The 23,689-nt window shown below is 47.7% G+C and carries 24 protein-coding genes; 8 read left to right on the top strand and 16 right to left on the bottom strand.

Going from position 1 to position 23,689, the window contains the following annotated elements; translation table 11 throughout:
• From carA to BM257_RS10015, 3 genes are all read right to left on the bottom strand, one after another.
• The gene (carA, locus tag BM257_RS10025; RefSeq protein ID WP_092071853.1) at nt 1-1,101 is read right to left on the bottom strand and encodes a glutamine-hydrolyzing carbamoyl-phosphate synthase small subunit; all 1,101 of its coding nucleotides are present in this window, start codon (nt 1,099-1,101) and stop codon (nt 1-3) included.
• Between the two features lie 67 nt (nt 1,102-1,168).
• Nucleotides 1,169-3,013 carry a glutamine--fructose-6-phosphate transaminase (isomerizing) gene (gene glmS, locus BM257_RS10020; RefSeq protein WP_092071850.1) on the bottom strand — a complete coding sequence of 615 codons (1,845 nt, stop codon included), beginning with the start codon at nt 3,011-3,013 and terminating at the stop codon, nt 1,169-1,171.
• Between the two features lie 41 nt (nt 3,014-3,054).
• A complete protein-coding gene (locus BM257_RS10015; protein ID WP_092071847.1) occupies nt 3,055-3,522 on the bottom strand; it encodes a hypothetical protein in 468 nt (155 codons plus the stop codon).
• 274 nt (nt 3,523-3,796) lie between these two features.
• Here BM257_RS10015 and BM257_RS10010 point away from each other — a divergent pair, with 274 nt between their 5' ends.
• Complete coding sequence (locus BM257_RS10010; protein ID WP_255405735.1) at nt 3,797-4,555, top strand: DNA alkylation repair protein; 759 nt, start codon at nt 3,797-3,799, stop codon at nt 4,553-4,555.
• A 20-nt stretch (nt 4,556-4,575) separates the two neighbouring features.
• On the opposite strand, the gene BM257_RS10005 is transcribed toward BM257_RS10010, so the two are convergent.
• Together BM257_RS10005 and uxaC are read right to left on the bottom strand one after the other, a co-directional pair.
• Nucleotides 4,576-5,697, bottom strand: coding sequence for a cell envelope integrity TolA family protein (locus tag BM257_RS10005; RefSeq protein ID WP_143096825.1), 1,122 nt, complete (start codon nt 5,695-5,697; stop codon nt 4,576-4,578).
• 150 nt (nt 5,698-5,847) lie between these two features.
• A complete protein-coding gene (gene uxaC / locus BM257_RS10000) occupies nt 5,848-7,254 on the bottom strand; it encodes a glucuronate isomerase (RefSeq protein ID WP_092071841.1) in 1,407 nt (468 codons plus the stop codon).
• Between the two features lie 178 nt (nt 7,255-7,432).
• Between uxaC and BM257_RS09995 the strand changes: the two genes are divergently transcribed.
• From BM257_RS09995 to BM257_RS09975, 5 genes are all read left to right on the top strand, one after another.
• Complete coding sequence (locus BM257_RS09995) at nt 7,433-9,460, top strand: alpha-L-arabinofuranosidase C-terminal domain-containing protein (protein WP_177216084.1); 2,028 nt, start codon at nt 7,433-7,435, stop codon at nt 9,458-9,460.
• A gap of 22 nt (nt 9,461-9,482) precedes the next feature.
• Nucleotides 9,483-10,520 carry an asparaginase gene (locus BM257_RS09990; RefSeq protein WP_092071835.1) on the top strand — a complete coding sequence of 346 codons (1,038 nt, stop codon included), beginning with the start codon at nt 9,483-9,485 and terminating at the stop codon, nt 10,518-10,520.
• Nucleotides 10,521-10,727: 207 nt separating this feature from the next.
• On the top strand, nt 10,728-12,179 hold the full coding sequence (locus BM257_RS09985; RefSeq protein ID WP_092071833.1) for a trypsin-like peptidase domain-containing protein: 1,452 nt from the start codon (nt 10,728-10,730) through the stop codon (nt 12,177-12,179).
• Nucleotides 12,180-12,272: 93 nt separating this feature from the next.
• The gene (locus BM257_RS09980) at nt 12,273-13,136 is read left to right on the top strand and encodes a sigma-70 family RNA polymerase sigma factor (protein ID WP_092071830.1); all 864 of its coding nucleotides are present in this window, start codon (nt 12,273-12,275) and stop codon (nt 13,134-13,136) included.
• The gene (locus BM257_RS09975) at nt 13,133-13,552 is read left to right on the top strand and encodes a hypothetical protein (RefSeq protein ID WP_255405733.1); all 420 of its coding nucleotides are present in this window, start codon (nt 13,133-13,135) and stop codon (nt 13,550-13,552) included. Before BM257_RS09980 ends, BM257_RS09975 begins: the two co-directional genes overlap by 4 nt.
• 30 nt (nt 13,553-13,582) lie before the next feature.
• Here the strand turns inward: BM257_RS09975 and BM257_RS09970 are convergent, their stop codons facing one another.
• Genes BM257_RS09970 through mtaB form a run of 5 tightly spaced genes read right to left on the bottom strand, consistent with a single transcriptional unit; the run spans nt 13,583 to nt 19,590 of the window.
• Nucleotides 13,583-14,896 carry an aminotransferase class I/II-fold pyridoxal phosphate-dependent enzyme gene (locus BM257_RS09970; RefSeq protein WP_092071827.1) on the bottom strand — a complete coding sequence of 438 codons (1,314 nt, stop codon included), beginning with the start codon at nt 14,894-14,896 and terminating at the stop codon, nt 13,583-13,585.
• Between the two features lie 23 nt (nt 14,897-14,919).
• On the bottom strand, nt 14,920-15,492 hold the full coding sequence (locus BM257_RS09965; RefSeq protein ID WP_092072135.1) for an indolepyruvate oxidoreductase subunit beta: 573 nt from the start codon (nt 15,490-15,492) through the stop codon (nt 14,920-14,922).
• Between the two features lie 23 nt (nt 15,493-15,515).
• Nucleotides 15,516-17,135 (bottom strand): thiamine pyrophosphate-dependent enzyme, encoded by a 1,620-nt coding sequence (locus BM257_RS09960; protein ID WP_092071825.1) that lies wholly within the window; start codon nt 17,133-17,135, stop codon nt 15,516-15,518.
• Between the two features lie 21 nt (nt 17,136-17,156).
• Entirely contained in the window at nt 17,157-18,206 is a 1,050-nt protein-coding gene (locus BM257_RS09955) for a glycosyltransferase family 2 protein (RefSeq protein WP_177216083.1), read from the bottom strand.
• Nucleotides 18,207-18,255: 49 nt separating this feature from the next.
• A complete protein-coding gene (mtaB, locus tag BM257_RS09950; RefSeq protein WP_092071820.1) occupies nt 18,256-19,590 on the bottom strand; it encodes a tRNA (N(6)-L-threonylcarbamoyladenosine(37)-C(2))-methylthiotransferase MtaB in 1,335 nt (444 codons plus the stop codon).
• 267 nt (nt 19,591-19,857) lie between these two features.
• Between mtaB and BM257_RS14875 the strand changes: the two genes are divergently transcribed.
• Entirely contained in the window at nt 19,858-20,022 is a 165-nt protein-coding gene (locus BM257_RS14875; RefSeq protein ID WP_177216082.1) for a PG1828 family lipoprotein, read from the top strand.
• A gap of 186 nt (nt 20,023-20,208) precedes the next feature.
• Here BM257_RS14875 and rplI read toward each other — a convergent pair whose 3' ends face one another.
• From rplI to rpsF, 3 genes are read right to left on the bottom strand one after another with little or no spacing between them, the layout of a single operon-like run.
• Nucleotides 20,209-20,745 carry a 50S ribosomal protein L9 gene (gene rplI, locus BM257_RS09940; RefSeq protein WP_092071818.1) on the bottom strand — a complete coding sequence of 179 codons (537 nt, stop codon included), beginning with the start codon at nt 20,743-20,745 and terminating at the stop codon, nt 20,209-20,211.
• A gap of 20 nt (nt 20,746-20,765) precedes the next feature.
• Nucleotides 20,766-21,032 (bottom strand): 30S ribosomal protein S18, encoded by a 267-nt coding sequence (gene rpsR, locus BM257_RS09935; protein ID WP_092071817.1) that lies wholly within the window; start codon nt 21,030-21,032, stop codon nt 20,766-20,768.
• A gap of 3 nt (nt 21,033-21,035) precedes the next feature.
• Nucleotides 21,036-21,380 (bottom strand): 30S ribosomal protein S6, encoded by a 345-nt coding sequence (gene rpsF, locus BM257_RS09930; protein ID WP_092071816.1) that lies wholly within the window; start codon nt 21,378-21,380, stop codon nt 21,036-21,038.
• A 190-nt stretch (nt 21,381-21,570) separates the two neighbouring features.
• Between rpsF and BM257_RS14870 the strand changes: the two genes are divergently transcribed.
• A complete protein-coding gene (locus BM257_RS14870; protein ID WP_177216081.1) occupies nt 21,571-21,741 on the top strand; it encodes a hypothetical protein in 171 nt (56 codons plus the stop codon).
• Here the strand turns inward: BM257_RS14870 and BM257_RS09925 are convergent, their stop codons facing one another.
• From BM257_RS09925 to BM257_RS14865, 3 genes are all read right to left on the bottom strand, one after another.
• Nucleotides 21,742-22,221: a hypothetical protein gene (locus BM257_RS09925; protein WP_092071815.1), complete on the bottom strand. Its 480-nt coding sequence runs from the start codon at nt 22,219-22,221 to the stop codon at nt 21,742-21,744. It abuts the gene before it with no gap.
• Between the two features lie 2 nt (nt 22,222-22,223).
• The gene (locus BM257_RS09920) at nt 22,224-22,736 is read right to left on the bottom strand and encodes a hypothetical protein (RefSeq protein ID WP_092071814.1); all 513 of its coding nucleotides are present in this window, start codon (nt 22,734-22,736) and stop codon (nt 22,224-22,226) included.
• A 139-nt stretch (nt 22,737-22,875) separates the two neighbouring features.
• Nucleotides 22,876-23,028 carry a hypothetical protein gene (locus BM257_RS14865; RefSeq protein WP_177216080.1) on the bottom strand — a complete coding sequence of 51 codons (153 nt, stop codon included), beginning with the start codon at nt 23,026-23,028 and terminating at the stop codon, nt 22,876-22,878.
• Nucleotides 23,029-23,689 lie beyond the last annotated feature (661 nt).

Raw genomic sequence — 23,689 nt, 5'->3', positions numbered from 1 at the left:
TTATAATGCTTCTATAAAACGGTCAAACATAAACTCGGTATCTACTGGTCCAGAACAGGCTTCTGGATGGAACTGACTACTGAACCAAGGATTGGTCTGGTGACGGATACCCTCGTTAGAGCCGTCGTTCATATTCACGAAGAGCTCTCTCCATTCCCTTCCCAGTGTAGATGCATCCACAGCATAGCCATGATTCTGACTGGTCACATAACAACGGTTGGTACCGACCTCCCGGACAGGCTGGTTGTGCGAGCGATGTCCGTATTTCAGTTTATAGATAGTAGCACCACCAGCCTTCGCCAACAACTGGTTACCCATACATATGCCACAGATGGGCTTACGGCTCTGTGACATCTGCTTACGGATAATAGTCACCGCATCCTCACAGGTATCCGGGTCACCAGGACCATTGGCGAGGAAGAGTCCATCAAAGTCCATACCGGTATAGTCGTAGTTCCAAGGTACCCGGATCACTTCCACCCCTCTGTCAATGAGACAACGGATGATATTCGCCTTCACACCACAGTCTACCAGCACTACTTTCTTGCCAGCACCCTCATTATATCGGATAATCTCCTTGCAGCTGACACGGTCAACCCAGTTGGTGGTACTATAATGATCTATAGTTCCTATAGTGCCAATAGTATCTATAGTTTCTATAGTGCCCATCATCACACCATGCTCACGCAGCACCTTCGTCAACTGTCTCGTATCAATACCTGTGATGCCAGGTACCTTCTCTCGTTTGAGCCAGTCGGCGAGACTCTCACAGGCATTCCAATGACTGTACTCCTCACTATAGTCACTGACGATAATGGCTGAGGCATAGATCTTATCACTCTCGAAGAAGTCATAGATCACACCTTTGCCGCCATCTGCTGACAGATCACCTCCTACCGTATGAGCAGGCACACCATAGTTACCCACCAGCGGATAGGTCAGTACCATCATCTGTCCGGCATACGAGGGATCTGTCAGCGACTCGGGATATCCCATCATTGCCGTATTGAAGACCACCTCACCAGAAACGGGAGCATCATACCCGAAACTCTTCCCTTTGAACCGTGTTCCGTCTTCCAGAACCAATGTCACATCTTTCATTCTATTTTGTATTTGTATTATATCTTAAAAAAGAAGGGCGAAACGTCAATGACGAATCGCCCTTATATCACTCAACGGTAACGCTCTTAGCAAGGTTTCTCGGCTGGTCGACATTGAGACCTTTGCAAACAGCAACGTGATAGGCAAGCATCTGAAGGGGTATCGTTGCCAACAACGGCTCCAGACATTCTATCGTATCCGGCAATGCGATGACCTCATCGGCAATCCGACGGATGGTATCATCGCCCTCGCTGACCACAGCGATGACCTTACCCTTCCGCGCCTTCACCTCTTGTATATTAGAGAGCACCTTCTCGTACATACCGTTATGGGTGGCGATGACCACTACTGGCATATCGGAGTCTATCAAGGCTATCGGACCATGCTTCATCTCAGCAGCGGGATACCCTTCCGCATGGATATAGGATATCTCCTTTAGTTTCAGAGCACCCTCCAAGGCGACAGGATAACTGAATCCACGTCCCAGATAGAGGAAGTTACGGGCATAGGTAAAGGTACGACTCAGATCAGCGATGCGGTCGTTGAGTTTCAATACCTCTTTTATCTTAGCAGGTATCTCATGCAGTTCCTTCACGATATGCATATAATCGTCATTGGAGATCGTCCCCTTCTCTTTCGCCAAGGCAAGGGCGAGCATCGTCAGCACGGTGACTTGTCCTGTGAACGCCTTCGTAGAGGCGACACCGATCTCTGGTCCCACATGGATATAGGAACCAGTATCTGTGGCACGTGGGATACTGGAGCCGATGGCATTACAGATACCATAGATAAAGGCACCGGCCTCCTTTGCCAGTTGCACGGCGGCAAGAGTATCGGCAGTCTCACCACTCTGTGAAATAGCGATGACGACATCCTCCTTGGTGATGACAGGATTACGATAGCGGAACTCTGAGGCATACTCTACCTCCACAGGGATCCGGCACAGTTGCTCTATCATCTGCTTACCAATCAGTCCCGCATGCCAGGAGGTACCACAGGCAACGATGATGAAACGCTTGGCATTCAGCAGTTGTTGTTTATAGTCAATAACAGCGGAGAGGACGACATTGTCTGTGTCCACATTGACACGTCCACGCATACAGTTTGTCAGACACTCTGGCTGCTCGAAGATCTCTTTTAGCATGAAGTGGGCGAAGCCACCTTTCTCCAACTGTCCGAGGTTTATATCCACCTTCTTGACAACAAGCTCCTGTTCCTCTCCCAAGATACTGACGACCTTCAGGTCCTCCCCTCTCTTGAGGACTGCGATATTACCGTCCTCGAGATAGACCACCTTATCCGTATACTCTACGATAGGACTGGCATCGGAACCCAGGAAGAACTCATCGTCACCAATACCCACTACCAGCGGACTCTGTTTGCGTGCCGCAATAATCTGGTCGGGATGACGCTTGTCAATAATGGCAATGGCATAAGCACCGATAACCTGGTAGAGTGCGACTTGCACGGCAGTCAGCAGATCGAGTTCCTTACGTTCCATGATATACTCGACGAGCTGCACCAGCACCTCTGTATCAGTATCTGAGCGGAATGTCACACCCTTCGCCTTCAGTTTCTCCTTCAGGTCGGCATAGTTCTCAATGATACCGTTATGGATAATCGCCAAGTTCTTCGACTCAGAATAGTGAGGGTGAGCATTGACTGCCGAGGGCTCCCCATGGGTAGCCCAACGGGTATGGGCGATACCTACCGTTCCGCTGACATTCTTGTCACTGCAGAACTCTACCAGATTGTCTACCTTACCCTTCGTCTTGCAGACATTCAGGTTGCCGTTATCATTAATTAATGCGACACCCGCAGAATCGTAACCACGATACTCCAAGCGTCGCAAACCTTTTATCAGGATAGGGAAAGCCTCTTTCCTACCTAAATATCCTACTATTCCGCACATATTGTTCTCTCGTAAGTTTGTGTTGTGTTATTATTGTGTTCTTATTTCTTCGGATCGTAACGGACAGACAATGTCGGCTTGTACGTGTTCTCCAATATCACAGAGATGAGACCGTCAGAGGCATCGAACTTGGCCACCTTATGATCGTCCTTCAGAATCGGACAATCGGGCCAGGCACCTAACTCCTTCTCCAGTCCGTCGCGTATCTCCTGCCACAACTGACGGGTACTGTCATTCGTAGAGAAGGAATAATTCTCCTGCACGGCGGCAATCTTGTCATCTTTGAACGCCATCAATACACGATATTTATGGACGGCACTGGCAAACACCAATGTTTTTCCACTGTCAGAGGCGGCACTGTCAACGGCAAAGCCACGAGCATTCATGGAGTCAACGAACTGTGCTGTTGTCATAGACAACGGAAGACCACGATAGTTAAAGGGATTCTCGTTCTTCGAGCATGCCACCAGCAGCATCATCGTCACAAATAAAAAAACTACCTTTTTCATCTTGTTTCGTTTTTGACGCTGCAAAGTTAATAGTTTTCTTCGAATCTCGCAATAAAAAATGAAATTTCTTTATGTCATTTCTTCATCTGTTACAAACAGACATTATCTTATATAAAAAACTCTCCTTTCTCAGTAAATTCACTGAATTTGGTGAGTAAATTCACTGAATTTGCAAAGTAAACACACTGAATTTAGTGAGTAAATTCACTGAATTTACTTTCATATCACATATATTTATTATATTTGCAAGACGAAACAGCAACAAGAACAAGGAATGATGACAGCACAAGAAATAATCACTTATATGGAGTCGCTGCGCAATGAGGAACAGCGTAAGATACTCATGGGCTTCTTTAAAACGGGACCTGGGGAGTATGGAGAGGGGGATGAGTTCCTGGGACTGAAGGTGCCACAGACACGAGAGGTCGTAAAGGCAGCGGGCAAGGATCTCCCATTGAGTGAAGTGCCAAGGTTGTTAATGAATCGCTGGCATGAGGTAAGACTTTGCGGACTGCTGATCCTCGTATCGAAGTTTGAGAAGCTAGCCACCAAGAGACTGGAGAATGACGAGACAGCCATCCAAGGACGTGATGACATCGTGACGATGTATCTGCACTATGCGGAACAGGCGAATAACTGGGACTTGGTGGACCTGTCGGCTCCAAAGATATTAGGACATTGGTTGCTGTTGCCCTCGGACTTAGGTGACAGCAACTATAAGATGAGCGTACTCGACGAGTTAGCCCAGAGTCCTTGTCTATGGAAACAACGTATGAGTATAGTGTGTTCGTGGAAGACCTCACAGATGGGCGATCCGTCGTGGTGCCTACGCTATGCTGAGATACACCTGCACCATCCACACGACTTGATGCATAAAGCCGTGGGATGGATGCTTCGTGAGATGGGTAAGCGGGTAAGTATGAGTCTTCTCCGTGAGTTCCTCCGCCAACATGTCCATGAGATGCCCCGCACTATGCTCCGTTATGCCATCGAGAAGATGCCGGAGAGTGAGCGCAAGGAATGGATGAGTTGACTTCCAGCGAAAGAGATGACTTATTTATTCACCTCATCTGGGAAGAAGAAGAAAAAGAAACAAGCCGCGATGACCGTCCGGTTGTATTTCCCACTGAATCTTCCGATGGTTATGTGAGAGCTGTTCTCGAAAGTGCCACTGCTATAATAGCCACAGGTGATACGATTTGACTTCTCGAAGGTGCGACCGTCAAAATAGCCGAGCGTCAGGTGGTTAGACTGCTCCACCGTACCATTCGACTGTACATAGCCACATGTCAGATGGTTCGATTGCTCAATGACACCGTTCTGATGAATATAGCCGATCGTCAAATGACTCGATGACTCAACGACACCATTCGACCTGACATAGCCTATTGTCGAGCCACTGCTGTTCATGATGACACAATTCAGAGACTCCCATTCCTTACGCTGAGCCTCCTCACGAGCCTTCCGCTCCTGGCGTTGCTTCTCAGCAAGGGCGGCAGCCTCTTGGTCTGCCTTGATCTTCGCAGCATGGAACTCCTCGACCTGTTCTGGTGACAGCAGGGCTCCGATAAAGGTAAACGCAACGAGCAACGGACTCACGTGCCCATCGAAATTCCCAAGATTCTGATAATAGCATTTCGCCTCCTGCATCGTGACATTACCAATCACCTCACCGTTATACGATACCTTGCCTGTGGCTGAGTCATAATTAAACGTACCAAGTTTAGAGGTGACGATGGTGCCGTCGTTGCTCATCCGTCCCACCTCATTACCCAGACTACTCTTCACGACACCTGTATTCGGGTCAAGAATATATTTGATATCCTGACCAGCAAGCTCACCACTTTCATATTTCTTATTGAAAGTCATCTCCAGCTTCACAGGATTCCATGTGGCAATCTTATTCTTGCCCTGCCATAGAACAGCCAACTCCCTGGTGCCCTCAGGTGCAGGCTGCGGGATAGTGGGCGTAATACTCTTGATGACTGCCTGAACAGAGTCACGCTTACGTTGTTCCTCTTTCATTGCCGCTTCTTGTGCCTTCTCCTTCTTGGTCTTGATACCCAACGTCTTACGGGCACCTTTGATAAGGCTTCCCCACTGTGCGTCAGCTGGTGTGCTGAAAGAGAACATGGCTGCCAATACTAAAAGCAAAAACTTAATCCTTAATTTCATTTCTTTAATCTTAAATGGTTAGTGAATGGTTTACTCGAGGCAAAGATAATAATTATTTGAAAAACCACAAAAGAATAAGGGGAAAAGTTACAAAATAAATGAGGGAGCCGACCTGGCTCCCTCATTTTGTTATGTTGAGTTCCGTATGGTTTAGTAGAACTTGAAATAACGACGGGCGTTATTGTAGGAGATATCCTCCACCATCTTACCCAGCAACTCACGGTCATCAGGCAGCAAGCCCTTCTCAACATCATTGCCGAGGATGTTACAGAGGATACGACGGAAGTATTCATGACGAGGATAGCTGAGGAATGAGCGAGAGTCTGTCAGCATACCTACGAAGCGACTCAGCAAGCCCAGTACGCTGAGCGCGTTCATCTGACGCTCCATACCATCCTTCTGGTCATTAAACCACCAGCCGGAACCAAATTGGATCTTACCCGGCTCACCACCCTGGAAGTTACCCAGCATCGTGGCAATCACCTCGTTGGCACAAGGATTCAACGTATATAATATGGTACGCGTGAGTTTGTCCTCCATATTCAGCTTGTTCAGGAACTTAGACATTGCCTTGGCTGTGTTGAACTCACCAATAGAGTCGAAACCAGTATCAGGACCAAGGGCGTTATACATCTTCGTGTTGTTATCACGGATAGCACCATAGTGGAACTGCTGTGTCCAGTCAGCATCAGCATCCATCTCTGCCATCATGGTCAGAAAACAGTTCTTATACTGACGGATCTCCAGGTTAGAGAGCTGCTGACCACGCATTGCCTTCTCGAAGATCGTCTCAATCTGTGAGTCGCTATAATCCTCATCATAGAACTCCTCGATACCATGATCGGAGAGTTTACAACCCTGCTCCTGAAAGAAGTCATGACGCTTCTGGAGGGCATCTACCATATCAGCGAACTTAGTGATGGTCACACCACTCACCTGCTCCAGCTGATGAACATAAGCACCAAACTCGGGCTTCTCGATATTCATCGCTTTGTCAGGACGCCACGCAGGAATCATCATAGGATCATCCGCTGCCTTGTGCTTGGCATATTCGATATGATTATGAAGGTCGTCTACAGGATCATCCGTCGTGCAGACACACTCTACGTTATAGTGCTTCATCAGTCCACGAGCGGAGAACTCCGGCTGCTTCAGTTTCTCATTACACTCGTCGAAAATCTCACGAGCCGTCTTGGGAGAGAGCAGCTTGTCAATGCCAAAGGCTGTCTTCAGCTCCAGATGTGTCCAGTGATACAATGGGTTACGGAGTGTATAAGGAACGGTCTCTGCCCACTTCTCGAATTTCTCCCAGTCGCTGGTATCCTTACCAGTGCAGTATTTCTCATCCACGCCATTGGTACGCATAGCACGCCACTTATAATGGTCACCACCCAGCCAGAGCTCTGTGATGCTCTTGAAACGATGGTCATTAGCCACCATCTCGGGAATCAGGTGACAATGGTAGTCAATGATAGGCATTTTAGCCGCATGGTTGTGGAACAGATCCTGAGCTACCTCGTTATCCAACACGAAGTTCTTGTCATTAAATTGTTTCATAGTTCTTTTTATTGTTTTAGTGATTGTTTTCGCAAAATCTTTGCAAATATACTAATTATTTTCATCTTTCACACATATTATACTTAAAAATGAAGAAAAATTAACGTAAACGATGACGGAGGTATAAAGGAAAATGCGTACCTTTGTAGCACGATTTCTAAACAAAACAACTATAAGTATGAACAAAAAATTAATTTGTGGGGCATTTTTATTGTCAGCTTCTTTGTGTATGAATGCCCAGAAAGCCATTAAAGCTCCTGCAGGCGGTAAGGTGATTAGTGACGAACTGATAGGTATCTTCTTTGAGGATATCAGTAGTTCTGCAGATGGTGGCCTGTATGCGGAACTGGTACAAAACGGCTCATTTGAGTATAACCTGTCAGAGCGTGACGGTTGGGGAGCAGGTACTGCATGGCAGACCGTCCGTCCGGGTCATTCTCTGGGTTACACAGAGGTACGCATGGACAATCCTATCCATCCTAACAACCCAACCTACATGCGACTCAACATTGAAAGGACGAAGGAGTACTATGACTATACAGGATGGAAAGGCTTCGGACTCCAGAACAACGGTTTCGACGGCATCTCCGTCAAGGCTGGTGCGAAATACGACTTCTCCGTCTTCCTCCGTAATGTGAAGGGAGAGGCAAAACAGGTGCGCGTCGCCCTTGTTCAGCCACAAGGATGGGGAAAGGACCCCAAGCTGTTGGCAGAGGCGACCATCACTGCTGACGCTGCCAACTGGAAAAAATACGAGGCACAGCTGACTGCCACAGAGACAGTACAGAACGCTGCTTTACAGATACTCGTTTTACAGACTGGCACCATCGATGTCGACATGATATCGCTGATGCCCGAGGACACCTATAAAGGACATGGTCTGCGTAAGGATCTCGCCGAGGCTCTTGCTGCCCTGCATCCCAAGTTCATGCGTTTCCCCGGCGGCTGTGTCGTCCATGGAGGTGGTGACGGATTCTGGGACACCTATCGCTGGAAGACGACCATCGGTCCTAAAGAGCAGCGTCGTGGTCTGAAGAACACATGGGGCTACCATCAGAGTATGGGACTGGGCTACTATGAGTATTTCCAGTTCTGTGAGGATTTAAATATGGAGCCGCTGCCCATTCTCCCCTGTGGTGTGAGCTGTCAGGGTACCAACGGCGGATGGGGTATGAAAGAACAGGCACAGGATGTTGTCCCGATGTCAGAGATGGACGAATGGGTACAGGAAGCCATCGACCTCATTGAGTGGGCTAATGGTGACCCTGCCACCAACAAATGGGCGAAGATGCGTGCAGAGGCAGGTCATCCACAACCTTTCAACCTCAAATATCTCGGACTGGGTAACGAGGAGCGTATCTCTCCTGAGTTCTGTGAGCGTTTCAAGTATATCTACAAGAAAGTGACGGAGAAATATCCGCAAATCGTTATCGTAGGAACAGCAGGTCCTGGTTCCCATCCCGGCAACCCCGACTTGGAGAACGGTTGGAAACTGGCTGACGAGCTGGGTATGCCTATCATTGATGAGCATTACTATGAGCCGAACCAATATTTCCTTAGCAGCCGCCAGTACAACTACTATCCTCGCGACCGCAAGACTAAGGTCTATCTTGGAGAATACGCTTCTAAGGACAAGAAACTCATTGATGCCCTTGCAGAAGGACTGTACCTGTTGAATGTAGAGCGTAACGGCGATATCGTATGCATGACATCCTACGCTCCTCTCTTTGCCCGCAAGAATGCCACCAACTGGAACCCCGACCTCATTTACTTCGACAACGAGCGTCCGTTCCTTACCTGCAGCTATTATATACAGCAGATGTTCGGACAGAGTGCCGGACAGTACTACTATGGTGACTGTGTGACGATTGAGAATCCCGATGTCGCACCTCGTTGGAAGGGACTTCCTGAAGGTCAGGAAAGTGGATACCTGCAGGGACAGAGTGTCGTTCTGAACGTAAAGACTCGTCAGCTTTTCGTGAAACTCTGTAATGCTGGTGACCAAGCGAAAAAGGCAACTATCAACCTCTCTCGTTTCAAGGGTGTGAAGAAGGCTGTCAAGACAACGCTGACGGGTCAGCCGGATGCTGAGAACAACTACGATCAGCAGCCTATCGCCCCCAAGACAGAGACGATCAGTCTGAAGAGCAAGACGACGATGGAACTGGCTCCCTACTCCTTCGTGATGCTGCAAATACAATTATAATAAAGAAGAGAGGAAAGAGGAGATTTCTATGGCTAATAAAGTGCTGTTGATCTACACAGGTGGGACCATCGGGATGAATCGTAATCCTAAGACCGGGGCCCTGGAGCCTTTCGACTTCGAACACCTGTTGGTGAATGTCCCGGAGCTTAGGGAATTCGAACTCGTCATCGACACCTATCAGTTTGACCCGCCAATAGACTCCAGTGATATGACACCTGCACGATGGACAGAACTGAGCCATGTCATCACTGACCATTATCTTGACTACGACGGCTTTGTGGTCTTGCATGGCACTGACACAATGGCATATACCGCCTCCGCCCTCTCCTATATGTTGGAAAACCTGACAAGACCTGTCATCTTTACTGGTTCGCAACTGCCCATCGGACAGTTGCGAACGGATGGCAAGGAAAACCTTATCACATCTATAGAGATTGCCGCTGCTAAAGATGAGACAGGACATGCCCTTGTTCCAGAGGTTGGAATCTATTTCAATGGTCATCTCCTGCGTGGCAATCGTACAACCAAACAGAGTGCCGAAGAATTTAATGCCTTCGAGTCGTTCAATTATCCGCATCTGGTGGATGCCGGTGTGAATATCACCTATCACACCGACAGGATACTCACCCCCAAATGGGACAAACCTATGAAGCCTCATTTCCGACTCGACAACAATGTCATCATCTTCTCCCTTTTCCCTGGTATTCGTGAGGACCTGGTACGTCATATCATTGCCACACCAAATCTGAAGAGTATCGTGATGCGCACCTTCGGAAGCGGCAACGCCCCCCAGCTTCCCTGGGTGCTGCAAGCATTGAGAGAAGCCACCAGAAACGGTAAGGTGGTCATCAATATCAGCCAGTGTATGCAAGGCATGGTGGAGATGGGACGCTACGACACAGGATATCAGTTACAGGAAGCAGGTGTCATCAGTGGCTACGACTCTACGGTAGAGAGTGCTGTCACAAAACTGATGTTTTTACAATCCCACTATCAAGATCCAGAACAGGTACGTGAACTGATGCGACAAAGTATCCGGGGAGAAATCTCCGTTAATTAACTATATGGAAGTATCTGGGCTGACATCCGTTAATTTTATCAGTATTTCAACTTTGGAGCGTTAATTTCAAATAGCCGTTAAGTAAGGCGACGGAATTGTTAAATTGCGACAAAAAGATACGACAATTTGGCAGTTTACCAAATTTTGCGTCTATATTTGCACTCGATTTCACGAACAATGAATATAAACATTTAACAGAATAGACAAATGAAAAAGATTGTGAAGAATTTATTTCCAGCGATTTACTTAGTAGTTATCGCATTCTCCGCGGCATCATGCAACAAGACACAGGCAGCTCCTGCCGCCGCACCAGGACAACCCGTAGACCTGACTTACGCAGCCGAGAAGTCGCTGCCCTCAGTAGTCTATATCAAATCTGTCATCAACTCAAAGACACAGACCGTAGAATACAGTGATCCTTTCGAGGATTTCTTCTCAGACCCCTTTGGTGGTTTCTTCGGACGTGGACAGGGAAACAATGGTACCCGCAAGCGTCAGGTGCAGACTCCTAAACGTGCCGCTGCCGGTAGTGGTGTCATCATCTCCGCTGACGGATATATCGTCACCAACAACCATGTGGTAGATGGAGCCGATGAGTTGACAGTTACCTTAAACGAGAACTCCAAGGAGTACTCTGCCCGTATCATCGGTGCCGACAAGACGACGGACCTGGCACTCATCAAGATTGACGCCAAAGACCTGCCTGCCATCGTCATTGCCAACTCGGACAATGTGAAGATTGGTGAATGGGTACTTGCCGTAGGTAACCCGCTGGGGCTTAACAACACAGTAACAGCAGGTATCGTCAGCGCCAAGGCTCGTCAGATGGGTGAAGGCGTTGCCTCCATGATCCAGACAGACGCTGCCATCAACCAGGGTAATTCCGGTGGTGCGTTGGTGAATACCCGTGGTGAGCTGATTGGTATCAATGCCATGATTTACTCTCAGACTGGTTCTAACATCGGTTATGGTTTCGCCATTCCTACCGCTATTATGAACAAGGTCGTCGAGGATATCAAGAAATACGGTGCCGTACAGCGCGCCATGATAGGTATCAAGGGCTCCGATGTCAGCAACTACGTGGATATGGAGAAAGAAAAGGGCAATGAGATTGACCTCGGTACTATGGAAGGTATCTATATCGCAGAAGTAGTGGAAGACGGTGCTGCCGCAGCCGCTGGTCTGCAGAAGGGTGATGTCATCACAGCCATCGACGGAAAGAAGGTGAAGAAGTTCGGTGAGCTCCAAGGTATCATGGCTCAGAAGCGTCCTGGTGACAAAGTGAGTGTTACCTATCTGCGTAACAAAAAGGAGAAGACCGCTACATTAACGCTCAAGAACGAGCAGGGTACGACGAAGGTGGTGAAGAACGCTGACGTAGACATCCTCGGTATTGACGTACGTCCTATCACTGACTCCCAGAAGAAACAACTGGAGATCAGCTATGGACTGGAAGTACTGAAAGTCAGTGGAGGTAAGATGAAAGAGGCAGGTGTTCCAAAGGGCTTCATCATCCAGAATGTCAACGACCAGCCTATGCGTTCCTTCGATGACCTGCAGCAAGCCGTCAAGGATGCCAAGGATCAGATGCTTGTCATCAAGGGACTCTACCCCACTGGTAAACGTGGCGGTTTTGTAGTCTACTTGCAGAATGAGTAATATTTGACATTCCCATATTAAAAAGTAAGGTATTCTTTTGGTTATTCCGAAAAAATACCTTACTTTTGCATCCGGCTTATAAAAAACTACTAAATGAGACAACTAAAAATCACGAAGTCCATTACGAATCGAGAGAGTGAATCTCTTGATAAGTATTTACAGGAAATAGGTAAAGAGGAACTCCTCTCGACAGACGAAGAAGTGGAATTGGCGCAACGCATCAGGAAAGGTGACCGGAAGGCACTGGAAAAACTGACCAAGGCGAACCTCCGATTTGTTGTCTCCGTAGCCAAGCAGTACCAGAACCAAGGACTGTCACTTGCCGATCTGATCAACGAGGGAAACCTCGGACTCATCAAAGCCGCAGAGAAGTTTGATGAGACTCGTGGTTTTAAGTTCATCTCCTATGCTGTATGGTGGATCCGTCAGAGCATCCTGCAGGCGATTGCCGAACAGAGCCGTATCGTCCGTCTGCCCCTCAACCAAGTAGGAGCGGTGAATAAGATTAATCGTGAGGCAAACCGTTTTGAACAGGAGCATGAGCGCCGCCCCTCCACAGAGGAGCTTGCTGAGAAAATCGACTTGCCAGAGGACAAGATTGACGATGCCTTGCATGTGAGTGGACATCACGTCTCCGTTGACGCTCCCTTTGTGGATGGAGAAGACAATAGTCTGTTGGATATCCTCGTCAACGATGACGCTCCTATGGCTGACCGTCAGCTGGTGATAGAGTCACTGAGGGCAGAAATCACCAATGCGCTGAAGATGCTAAATGACAGGGAGCGCAAAGTGATCGAAGCATTCTTCGGCATCAATCAGCCAGAGATGACACTTGAGGAGATTGGTACGAAATACGGGCTGACCCGTGAGCGTGTCCGTCAGATCAAGGAAAAAGCAATCCGTCGTCTGCGTAGTAATACAAAGAACAAAATGTTAAAAGCATATTTAGGACAATGAAGATTTTAAAGTATATCCTGTTTTCCCTGCTCATAGCTGTGGCGATACCTACAGAGATGCAGGCGAAGCGTATGAAAGCACCGAAGATGTATATGTTCGGTTTCTCCGCATCCTTCCAGGATTCCATCGTCTATATGACAGACGTACAGGAGGTAGAGGGTGCGTGGTATGACACGAAGACAAAATTCCTGATGGGTCGTCAGCACTATTCCTATCAGCTGAAGGACTTCCTTGCCAACAACATGCAACAACCAAACCGTGTCTGTGTGGTGATGTATGCGCTGACCCGCAAAGAAGCTGAGAAGAAATTCATCAAGCTACGTAAGGAATACACCATCAAGGCGAAAGGGAAATACGACGTGAGGTATCTGACGACAGCGGATTTTCATTTCCAGCCAGTAGATATGAGTGAATAAAAAAAGGAACCGTTTGGTTCCTTTTTTATTTTATTTCTCGTGATTGGCTTTCCACATCTTCATACGCTCCTCCAGTAAGGCATATTGATGATCCTCAATGAACGAGGTACAAACGCGCAAGCCTTCCTGATGAGAACCCGTTGTGATCAGACAGATAGCACTCACACCATAATACATCAGTTCCTTGGCAAGCTCACCACTCGTCATCCCCTTATAGCCAATAGTGAAATAGAAACCGTCGGCAACAGGCTCATCAAGGTCTTTGTCATAAACGATATGAAAACCATAACGACAGAAAATCTCCTTCAACTTACGAGCTCGCTCACCATATACAAGAACCTCCTTCCGGAAATTGTAAGTGCCGTCACTTGCCGCCTTCAGCATCGCCGCCAGGGCAAACTGTGCCGAGTGACTCGTTCCTGACGACAAGGCGTAAAGCATACGAGTCGAGAATACCAGTCCGAAGGGAAGTCCCTCATAACGTGCTGCCAGGTCGGGATAATGACGATGAAACAGTTTGTTACTGATACAAGTCACACCAATACGCTCACCGGCATAGCTGAAAGCCTTCGAGCCACTGATCAGTAGGATATAGTTATCCGTATAGCGTCCCACGGACGGCTGGTAAGGTGGCTGGAAAGGCACACTCAGGTCTTTGCGGAAGTCCATCGCGAAATATGCAAGGTCTTCCATCACAATAGTATCGTATTGGGTAGCAAGACCACCAACCGTCTTCAGCTCATCCTCGTTCAAGCAAATCCATGCGGGATTATTAGGATTCGAATAGACGATGGCACAGATATTTCCATTCTTAAGATAACTCTCCAGTTTCGGACCTAATTTCTCACCACGATAGTCATAGACATCAAAAGTCTCGTACTTCACGCCCTGCACCTGCAGCTGCATCTTCTGAACAGGGAATCCCGGGTCAATAAACAATACGGTATCCTTCTGCTTGTCTGCCTGCGAACAGGTGAGGAACGATGCGAACGTACCCTGCATAGAGCCACAAACAGGTACACAACACTCGGGGGCGACGTCCAGACCGATGAACGCCTTGACGAAACGGGAAGCCTCCTGTTTCAACACAGGGGCACCTTGTATGTCAGGATAGCTGTGGGCGATGCCCTCCTGTAATGCCTTGACCTGGGCATCAACACCGACCTGTGCGGCAGGAAGTCCCGGGATACCCATCTCCATCTTGATGAACTCCACACCAGAGGCTTTCTCCGCCTTTGCCGCCACTTGCTTTACCTCACGGATCGTCGCCTTGGCAAAATCATCAATACCTAACTCCTCAACAAGTCCGTCAACAATCTCTCTCTTAATTGGTGTCTCCATCATAACCATGAATTATGAACCTAGAACTATTTCTGGGCCTGGCGTCCGATAGCCAGTGCCTTGATATTCGCCTCAACAATAGCCTCTCCCTTGCGACCGAACACACGACGAATGGCATCCTCCAACTTCTCGTATTCGATACCCAATGCTTTCTGTGCGGCTCCCAACAGGATGACATTGGCAGAACGAGGAACACCAGCGTCCTTCGCTGCCTGCTCGATATCCAGCATAATGACATTCTTAAGACCATTCAGGTCTTCCTTAATCTTCTCTATATCAGGATAGTTGGGAATATTCACGAAAGGAGTACTTGACGTGATGACCCATCCCTCTTTCGAAAGGAACGGCAGGTAACGCAGTGCCTCCATCGGCTCCATCGAGATAATCACGTCTGCCCCACCCTTTGGTATCAGGTCACTGGCAATCGGGTTGCTGGAGATACGGAGGTTCGACTGTACGTCACCACCACGCTGGGACATACCATGAACCTCAGCCTGTTTGATATACAGGTTCTCATTCATGGCTGCCTCGCCGATAATCGTTGCGATAGAGAGGATACCCTGTCCTCCTACACCACAAAGTATAATATCTGTCTTCATCTTCATTTTACATTTTTACATTCTTACTTTTTCTCAGCAGCCTTCTTCTGCTTAAGATGACGCTGTAGTGTCTGCATACACTCACGACGCGGGATGATGACACTGACACCGTGATAGTTGATCTCCTCACGGATCGTCTTGGTGATCTCCTCCATGTTCTTAGGCAGTGGCACCACCACTTTCAGGTGGTCGTCGCTCAAGCCCAAACCCCGGCAGATCGCCTCGAACTTATTCGTACCGGCAGAGTCCTGTCCACCTGTCATTGCCGTCGTCAGGTTATCACTGATGATGACGGTGATATCGGCATTCTCATTGATGGCATCCAACAGTCCCGTCATACCTGAGTGCGTAAACGTAGAGTCGCCGATGATAGCGACAGCAGGCCACTGTCCCGCATCCGAGGCACCCTTTGCCATCGTGATGGAGGCACCCATGTCCACACAAGAGTGGATAGCCTTATAGGGTGGCAGGAAGCCCAAGGTATAGCAACCGATATCACCAAACACACGGGCATTGGGATAGTCGAGTAGCACTTGGTTCAGTGCGGTATATACATCACGGTGACCACACCCCTGACAGAGTGCGGGTGGACGTGCCACAACATGAGAGAGGATGTCAGAATACTCAGTGTCCTCAGTGTTCTCAGAGAGTCCCAGCGCCTTCTTGATCAAATCTGGGTTCAACTCACCCGTACGAGGCAGCTCACCAGTCAGTCGTCCTTTGATGACGGCATTACCTGGCATCACGCCACGCACCTGATCCTCGATGAAGGGCTGTCCCTCCTCGGCAATCAGCACGAACTCACAATCATCCGTCATCCTGCGAATCAATTTCTTGGGAATAGGATACTGCGAGATCTTCAATACCGGGAACGGACATCCGTTAGGGAAGCACTCCATGAGATAGTTATATGCGATACCGCTGGCAATGACACCTAACTCACGGTCGTCAGCGTCCACATACGCATTATACTTGCTGTCCACAGCCATCTGCTCCAACAGCGGCTGCTGTGCTGTCACGATATCATTACGCTTACGGGCAAAAGCTGGCAGCAATACCCAGCTCGAAGCCTGTGCGTCATAGTTCAGCTCGTTCTGCTGACGTGGCTCGTCAACACAATTCACGACGGCACGAGAGTGTGCCATACGAGTGGTGACACGCATCAGGACAGGCAGGTGCAGCTGCTCCGACATCTCAAAAGCCTCCTGAATCATGTCGTATGCCTCTTGCTGACTGCTGGGCTCCAGGGTGGGAATCATCGCAAACTTACCATAGAAGCGGGAGTCCTGCTCATCCTGTGAGGAGTGCATGGAGGGGTCGTCAGCAACCAGTACGACGAGTCCGCCATTGGTACCCGTCATGCCGGCGTTCACGAACGGGTCGGCACACACATTCAGACCCACGTGCTTCATACATACCAACGCACGCTTACCCATAAACGACATACCCAGTGCTGCCTCCATCGCTGTCTTCTCGTTAGTCGACCAGCGGCTGTGCACACCACGCTCCTTGGCAAGTGGTGACATCTGAATATACTCTGTAATCTCTGTAGAAGGAGTACCCGGATAGGCATATACACCACTCAAGCCCGCATCCAACGCGCCTTGAGCTATCGCCTCGTCTCCCAATAATAATTTCTTCATATCTTGTTATGTTGTTTAATTCTAATCTGCAAAGGTAGTACAATTTGAATGAAAAACCAAATTTTGAAAGTGTTTTCGTCCTTTGACGTAGTATTGCCAGAGGATAGAGAAGGAACACTGCTCTGGAATAACGTCACACACCCGTGACTGCTGGACAGCCGAACGGTCTGTGTCAAAGTCATGCCTCCATCGCTTGAAAGCCCGACGGGCACGGTAGATGGCACAGAAGTCTCCCCAGTTCCCATTCATCAACAGGGTCTGCCAGGCAGCGAGGTAGTCAAGGAACCACCGCCATCGCATCACCCGGTTGAGTTCCGAGTCAGGAAGACACTTGTAAAGCATCGTCAGGTTATTACGGAAATTGAGGAAGGTCTTCATGGGGTTACCCTTCGGCAACGTACCACCTCCCACATGATATACATAGCTCTCTGGCAGACAGTATATCTTACGACCACGAATGCGCAGCCGCCAACAGAGGTCTATCTCCTCGTTATGGGCAAAGAAACGGGCATCCAGCCCACCAGCGTCCCAATAGTCTTTGGAGCGTATCATCAGTGCCGCACCTGTTGCCCAGAGGATTTCCATAGCATAGTCGTACTGTCCGTCATCTTGTTCCACAGTGTCAAAGATACGTCCTCTGCAGAACGGATAACCAAGACGGTCGAGGAATCCCCCACTCGCCCCCGCATACTCAAACCTGTCCTTATCGAAGATGGAGAGCAGCTTGGGCTGGCATGCAGCCACCTCCGGATGGACATCCATGAACTCAACAAGGGGGGTGAGCCAGTGGTGGGTCACCTCTATATCACTATTCAACAACAGGTAATACTCCGCGTCCACCTGTCGTAATGCCTGGTTATAACCTTCCGCAAAACCCCAGTTTTTCTCTAACCGGATGACCTTACACTCTGGGAAATCCTTGGCGAGCAGTTCCAGGGAGTCGTCCGTGGAGGCGTTATCCGCCACATAGACGACTGCCTCCTCACGGGAATACTGCAGTACTGTGGGCAGATACTGCTGTAGCATCTTCTGTCCATTCCAGTTCAATATGACAATAGCAACCTTTTTCAATCCTTCAATTCTTTTAGTCGCTTCGCTTTGTAAAAGCGTCTTGCGACGATTATTTTAAGTTTTCAACCCTCAGTGCCGTTTGATCGTGATTAAAATCCGCAAGACGAACTTGTATCAGTTGGTTATCGTATTCCTCACGAGCCTCAGAGGGTGACAGTTCCACACGGATATAGTTCTTAGTGAACCCATGCATCGCCTTGCCACGTGGTGCCTTCTCAAACAACACCTCCGCATCCTGTCCGATATATCGCTGATAGAAGGCATGCGTCTTCTCGTCAGAAAGGTCGAGGAGCCGCTTGCTGCGCTCCCGCTTGTCGGCATCGCTGACGACATAGGGTATCTTCAGGGCGGCGGTCCCGGGACGCTCCGAGTATGGGAAAACATGCAACTGCGTCACGTCAAGTGTATTCAGGAAATCATACGTCTCCTCGAAACAGTCCGGAGTCTCTCCCCGGCATCCTACCATCACGTCGACACCAATGAAAGCATCCGGCATCACTGATTTGATGAGATGGATCTTGTCAGCAAACAACTGACGGTCGTAATGACGGTGCATCAGTTTCAAGACGGTATCACTACCACTCTGTAAGGGGATATGGTAATGCGGCATGAAAGCACGGCTCTTGGCACAGAAGTCGATCAGCTCGTCAGTCAGCAGGTCAGGCTCCAGACTACTGATACGGTAGCGGGCAATACCCTCTACGTCATCCAGTGCCTTCACGAGATCCAGGAATGTCTCCCCTGTCGTCTTTCCGAAATCACCGATATTCACTCCCGTCAGCACGATTTCCTTGCCGCCCTCACGGACAGCCTCTTCCGCCTGCCTCACCAGAGAGGCGATGGTGGGATTACGACTGAAACCGCGGGCATAGGGTATCGTACAATAGGTACAGAAATAGTCACATCCGTCTTGCACCTTCAGGAAATAACGGGTACGGTTGCCACGGGAGCACGAGGGTGCGAAGGTCTTGATATCCTTCGTCTTCTCCGTCTTGTAGGTCGAAACCCTGTTGCGGTTCACGAAACCATCGGAGAGGAACTGGATGAGGTGAGCCTTCTCATTTGCACCCAACACCAGGTCGACACCTTCTATCTTACTGACCGCTTCCGGCTTCAACTGCGCATAACATCCTGTCACCACCACAAAGGCATGAGGATGCTGGCGTACCATACGGTGGATGGCTTGTCGGCACTTATGGTCAGCGACCTCCGTCACAGAACAGGTATTGATCAGACAGATATCCGCCTCCTCTCCCTTGGCAGCTGTCAACACGCCCATCTCCTGAAGCATCTTCGCGAAGGTTGATGTCTCTGAGAAGTTCAACTTACAGCCCAGGGTAAAATAGGCGGCTTTCTTGCCTTGAAATATCGACGAGTCTATCATATATATAATAAGGTGTCGTGTTTGTTATTGCAAAGGTACACAAATTCTTCCAATTATTGTCGTTTTTTAGCAAATATTCAATTAAGTGTAAAAAAGACGATATTTTTAACATTTCGTAATTGCTTGATTTTAAGTGACTTGCGAAAAAGTTACAAAAAAGCACAAAAAAAAGTCGCAAAAAAAAGTACAACGTATCAAAAAAATGCCTACCTTTGCAGCGTTTTAATAAACAAATGATTGTTTTACAGATTTAAAAAGCTTAGAAAAATGAAAAAATTAGTATTTATGTTCGCAGCCATCGTAGCTGTTTCTTTCGCTTCTTGTGGTAACAAGGCTCAGCAGGCTGAGGTTGACACCGATTCAGTAGAGGTTGTTGATAGCGCTGACACTACCGCTGTTGCTGACTCTGTTGCTACTGATAGCGTTAAGTAATCAGAACAACTCGAACAAAAATTGAGAGAAATGCCGCTGGATGTGAATCCAGCGGTTATTTTTTTTCCAGCCAATCTAGAGAATCTAGAATATCTAGAATATCTAGAGAATCTAGAAAAAAAAGAATCCCGAGTAAACACTCGGGATTCTCTGCGTATAATAACTATGATTTGCTTTACAGCATGGTTATTCTTCTGTAGCAGGAGCAGCCTCCTCAACGGGAGCCTCAGCAACAGGTGCCTCAGCAACGGGAGCAGCCTCCTCTTTCTTCTCAGCGGGTGCATTCTCAGCAACCACCTTGACAGGAATAGCAACCTCAACCTCCTTGTGGAAGTGAACAATAGCTGTATAGTCACCAACGGTCTTTGCGTCTGTCATGGTGATGATCTTACGATCAATGTCATGACCGAGCTTCTTCAACTCCTCAGCAACGATGTTAGCGTTCACTGAACCGTAGAGCTGACCTGTAGCACTAACCTTAGCGGCGATGCACAGAGCAACATCCTTGATAGCCTCACCCTTCTTTTCAGCCTCAGCCTTGATAGCGGCGAGCTTGTGAGCCTGCTGCTTCAGGTTCTCGGCAAGGATCTTCTTTGCCATTGGAGAAGCGATGACTGCCTTACCCTGAGGAATCAGGTAGTTACGACCGTAACCAGACTTCACGTTTACAATATCGTTCTTATATCCCAGACCGATAATATCTTCTTTCAGTATTAATTCCATATTGTCGTCCTCCTCCTTAATTATTTCAACATATCAGTAACGTAAGGAAGCAGTGCAATCTGGCGAGCACGCTTAACAGCCTGAGCCACGCGACGCTGATACTTCAGCGAGGTACCTGTGATACGACGGGGAAGAATCTTACCCTGCTCGTTCAGGAACTTCTTCAGGAACTCGGGATCCTTATAGTCCACATACTTAATACCACTCTTCTTGAAGCGGCAATACTTCTTCTTCTTCGTGTCGATAGAAGGAGCTGTCAAATAACGGATTTCTGTCTCTTGTGCCATAGTTTAAGCCTCCTCTTTTTTACCAAATTTGTTACGACGCTTCTCTGCATACTCTGCAGCATACTTGTCGAACTTCACTGTCTGGAAACGGATGACTTTCTCGTCACGACGGAAAGCGGTCTCCAAAGTCTTAATCACTTCTGGCTCAGCCTTGAACTCCATCAGGAAATAGAAACCTGTAGACTTCTTCTGAATAGCATAAGCCATCTTCTTCAATCCCCAGGCCTCTTCGTTCACGATCTCTGCACCCTTGTCGGTGAGGACCTTCTTGAATTTAGCGACCGTTTCCTTTGTCTGCTCATCAGACAAAACGGGAGTTAAAATGAAAACGGTTTCGTATTGATTCATACTACTAAAAATAATAATTATTTGTTATTTTGCAAAATTGCGGGTGCAAAGGTACGAAAAAAAAGACATACCGCCAAACTTTCCGGGTCTTTTTTACCCCAATTCCACATTATAATATATAAAACGCATGGATTCTTTTGGTTTTTCACCCGATTTATACTACCTTTGCAACAAATATTCACACCAAAGGATGAAGAAACACGTATCATGGATGGGTATCATACTAATAGTAGCAGGAACATTTGTCCTGCTACTTAGTTACCTGTTGCACCACACCACCAACGCATTCCTAACGACAGGATTCTTATTAATCATTGCCGGTGTGATCGGATATATACAGGGTATCAAGATGGAGGGGTGATTACTCCAGTGTCTGGGTTACCTCTACCTTGGGTTGCATCTCGTAGTCCGTGGGGATAAATGCCTTTTTGGGGGAAACCACTCTCAAGGGAACGAGCTCACGTTCTGGTTTCACAGTACGAGGGGTAAAGCTGATAACACCATCGGTCAGAGGAATCACCTTACCATTCTCAAGAACAACTTTCTGGATATCGATAATGACACGACGGCTGACCTGAGGGACATAGTCACGCAAGGTCGTCCGCACACGTGCCTCTACCCTGGCATTTATCGGGATGGCAATCTTACCGCCTTTCACGACGACAGCACGGGCTGTAACCAAGTCGATGATATCACCATTTTTCAGCTGATGCACGTTGATCTCCTGGTTGGCAATCACAGGAACGATTGTTCCTGCCTCCAACATCACCTTCTCACCTGACTGCCCGTAGGCGAGCATCGTGAGGATAGAGAAAACTAACAGAACTGTATTTCTCATCATGATCAATAGGTATAGATTTCACCTGTCATCGAAGCGTGACCATCCTGGAAGAATCCACCAGACTGGCTGCTCTGACTCAGCAAGAGCACGATACAACCACCACGCTTGGCTGCCTCCTTACGAATCTTTTTCATCGTTTTCTCACTGAAGTGACCTGCCGTTATGGAGAACGACCACGTACCACTGGAGTGCTTCTCCACCTGTCCCAGAGACTTCAAGCCGAGCACCTCGTTCTTATCGTTAACGATGCGCACCTTCTCCCAGTCGTCTGGTGAGTTCACATACACCTTCTGAGACATCTGCTGCACACGACCGCTGCCGAAACGCACCTCTGAGAGGGCGGCACGTCCGATGGTATTGTCAACATCCTCGTTCTCATAACGGAACTTGATAAACAGATCTGTTACCTCTGTGACCTTTCCTTTGGCAACATTTCCGTTATGGAAAATCACCTCATCCTGTGCGAAGCATCCCATACTTACGAACAGGAGCATCAAACAAATTACTTTTCTCATTTCTTTTTTAGGTTTTAGATTTAATTTTGGTGCAAAGATACATTTTTTCTCTGAATGAACAAAAAATATACAACAAAAAATAAATTGATCATGACTTATACTCTGAAGTACTCACTTCAAGCATTCTGCACGGAACACCTCACTCCAGTATCTGGAATCCCCCCTTTCCAATGCCTGGAATACCCTTATAACAGATACTGGAATACACCCACAACAGATACTGGAATACCCCACAACAGATACTGGAATAAGCCATCGCAGATACTGGCTTCTCGTTCCTTTCTCTACGCATTACAGATTACAGATTACAGATTACAGTTAGCGAATTTCAGTTTTCAGTTTTCTGTAAACGATTTTCAAACAAATAACAAATAACAGTTAGCGAAAAAGGAAAAACAATCTCAAATCTCAAATCTCAGTTTAGTGAAAGTAAACACATAAAATACCGTATTTTTTATGTATATATATTATTATATATATAATATATATATTATATATATAATAAATTTAATATCACAGTTTTTCCAAATTAATTAACTGAGATTTGAGATTTGAGATTTGAGACTGCCATCAATCATTGAAAACCGAATCAGAAAATCGGAACTGTTATCCGTTATCTTCTATGTTGCTTTCCAAATAATTGGAAAATATTTATTGTTTTTTAACCGTTCATTATCAATCACTTAGCATGAAGTCCGTTAGTACGATGGCTTTTGAAGAAGTCGTAGCTATCAGCCCAACGCCTCACGCTGGGTACAGAATGACTACCGACAACAGACCTACCAGACAAACTTCTATGAGATGACACGGACGTATCCGCCCATCAATTTACTTCTTCAGAATATATAGTAAGACGCAACAAACTGTTAAAAGGGGACACCGACGTGGCGGTACCTCAAGATAACACAGGAGCCGTCTTGTGAAGTTGTCTGATAATCCGTATGTCAATTACC

It is taken from the genome of Prevotella sp. tf2-5 (assembly GCF_900115435.1).
In the GTDB taxonomy this organism is placed as follows: domain Bacteria; phylum Bacteroidota; class Bacteroidia; order Bacteroidales; family Bacteroidaceae; genus Prevotella.
This window is presented reverse-complemented; position numbering and strand designations above follow the sequence as displayed.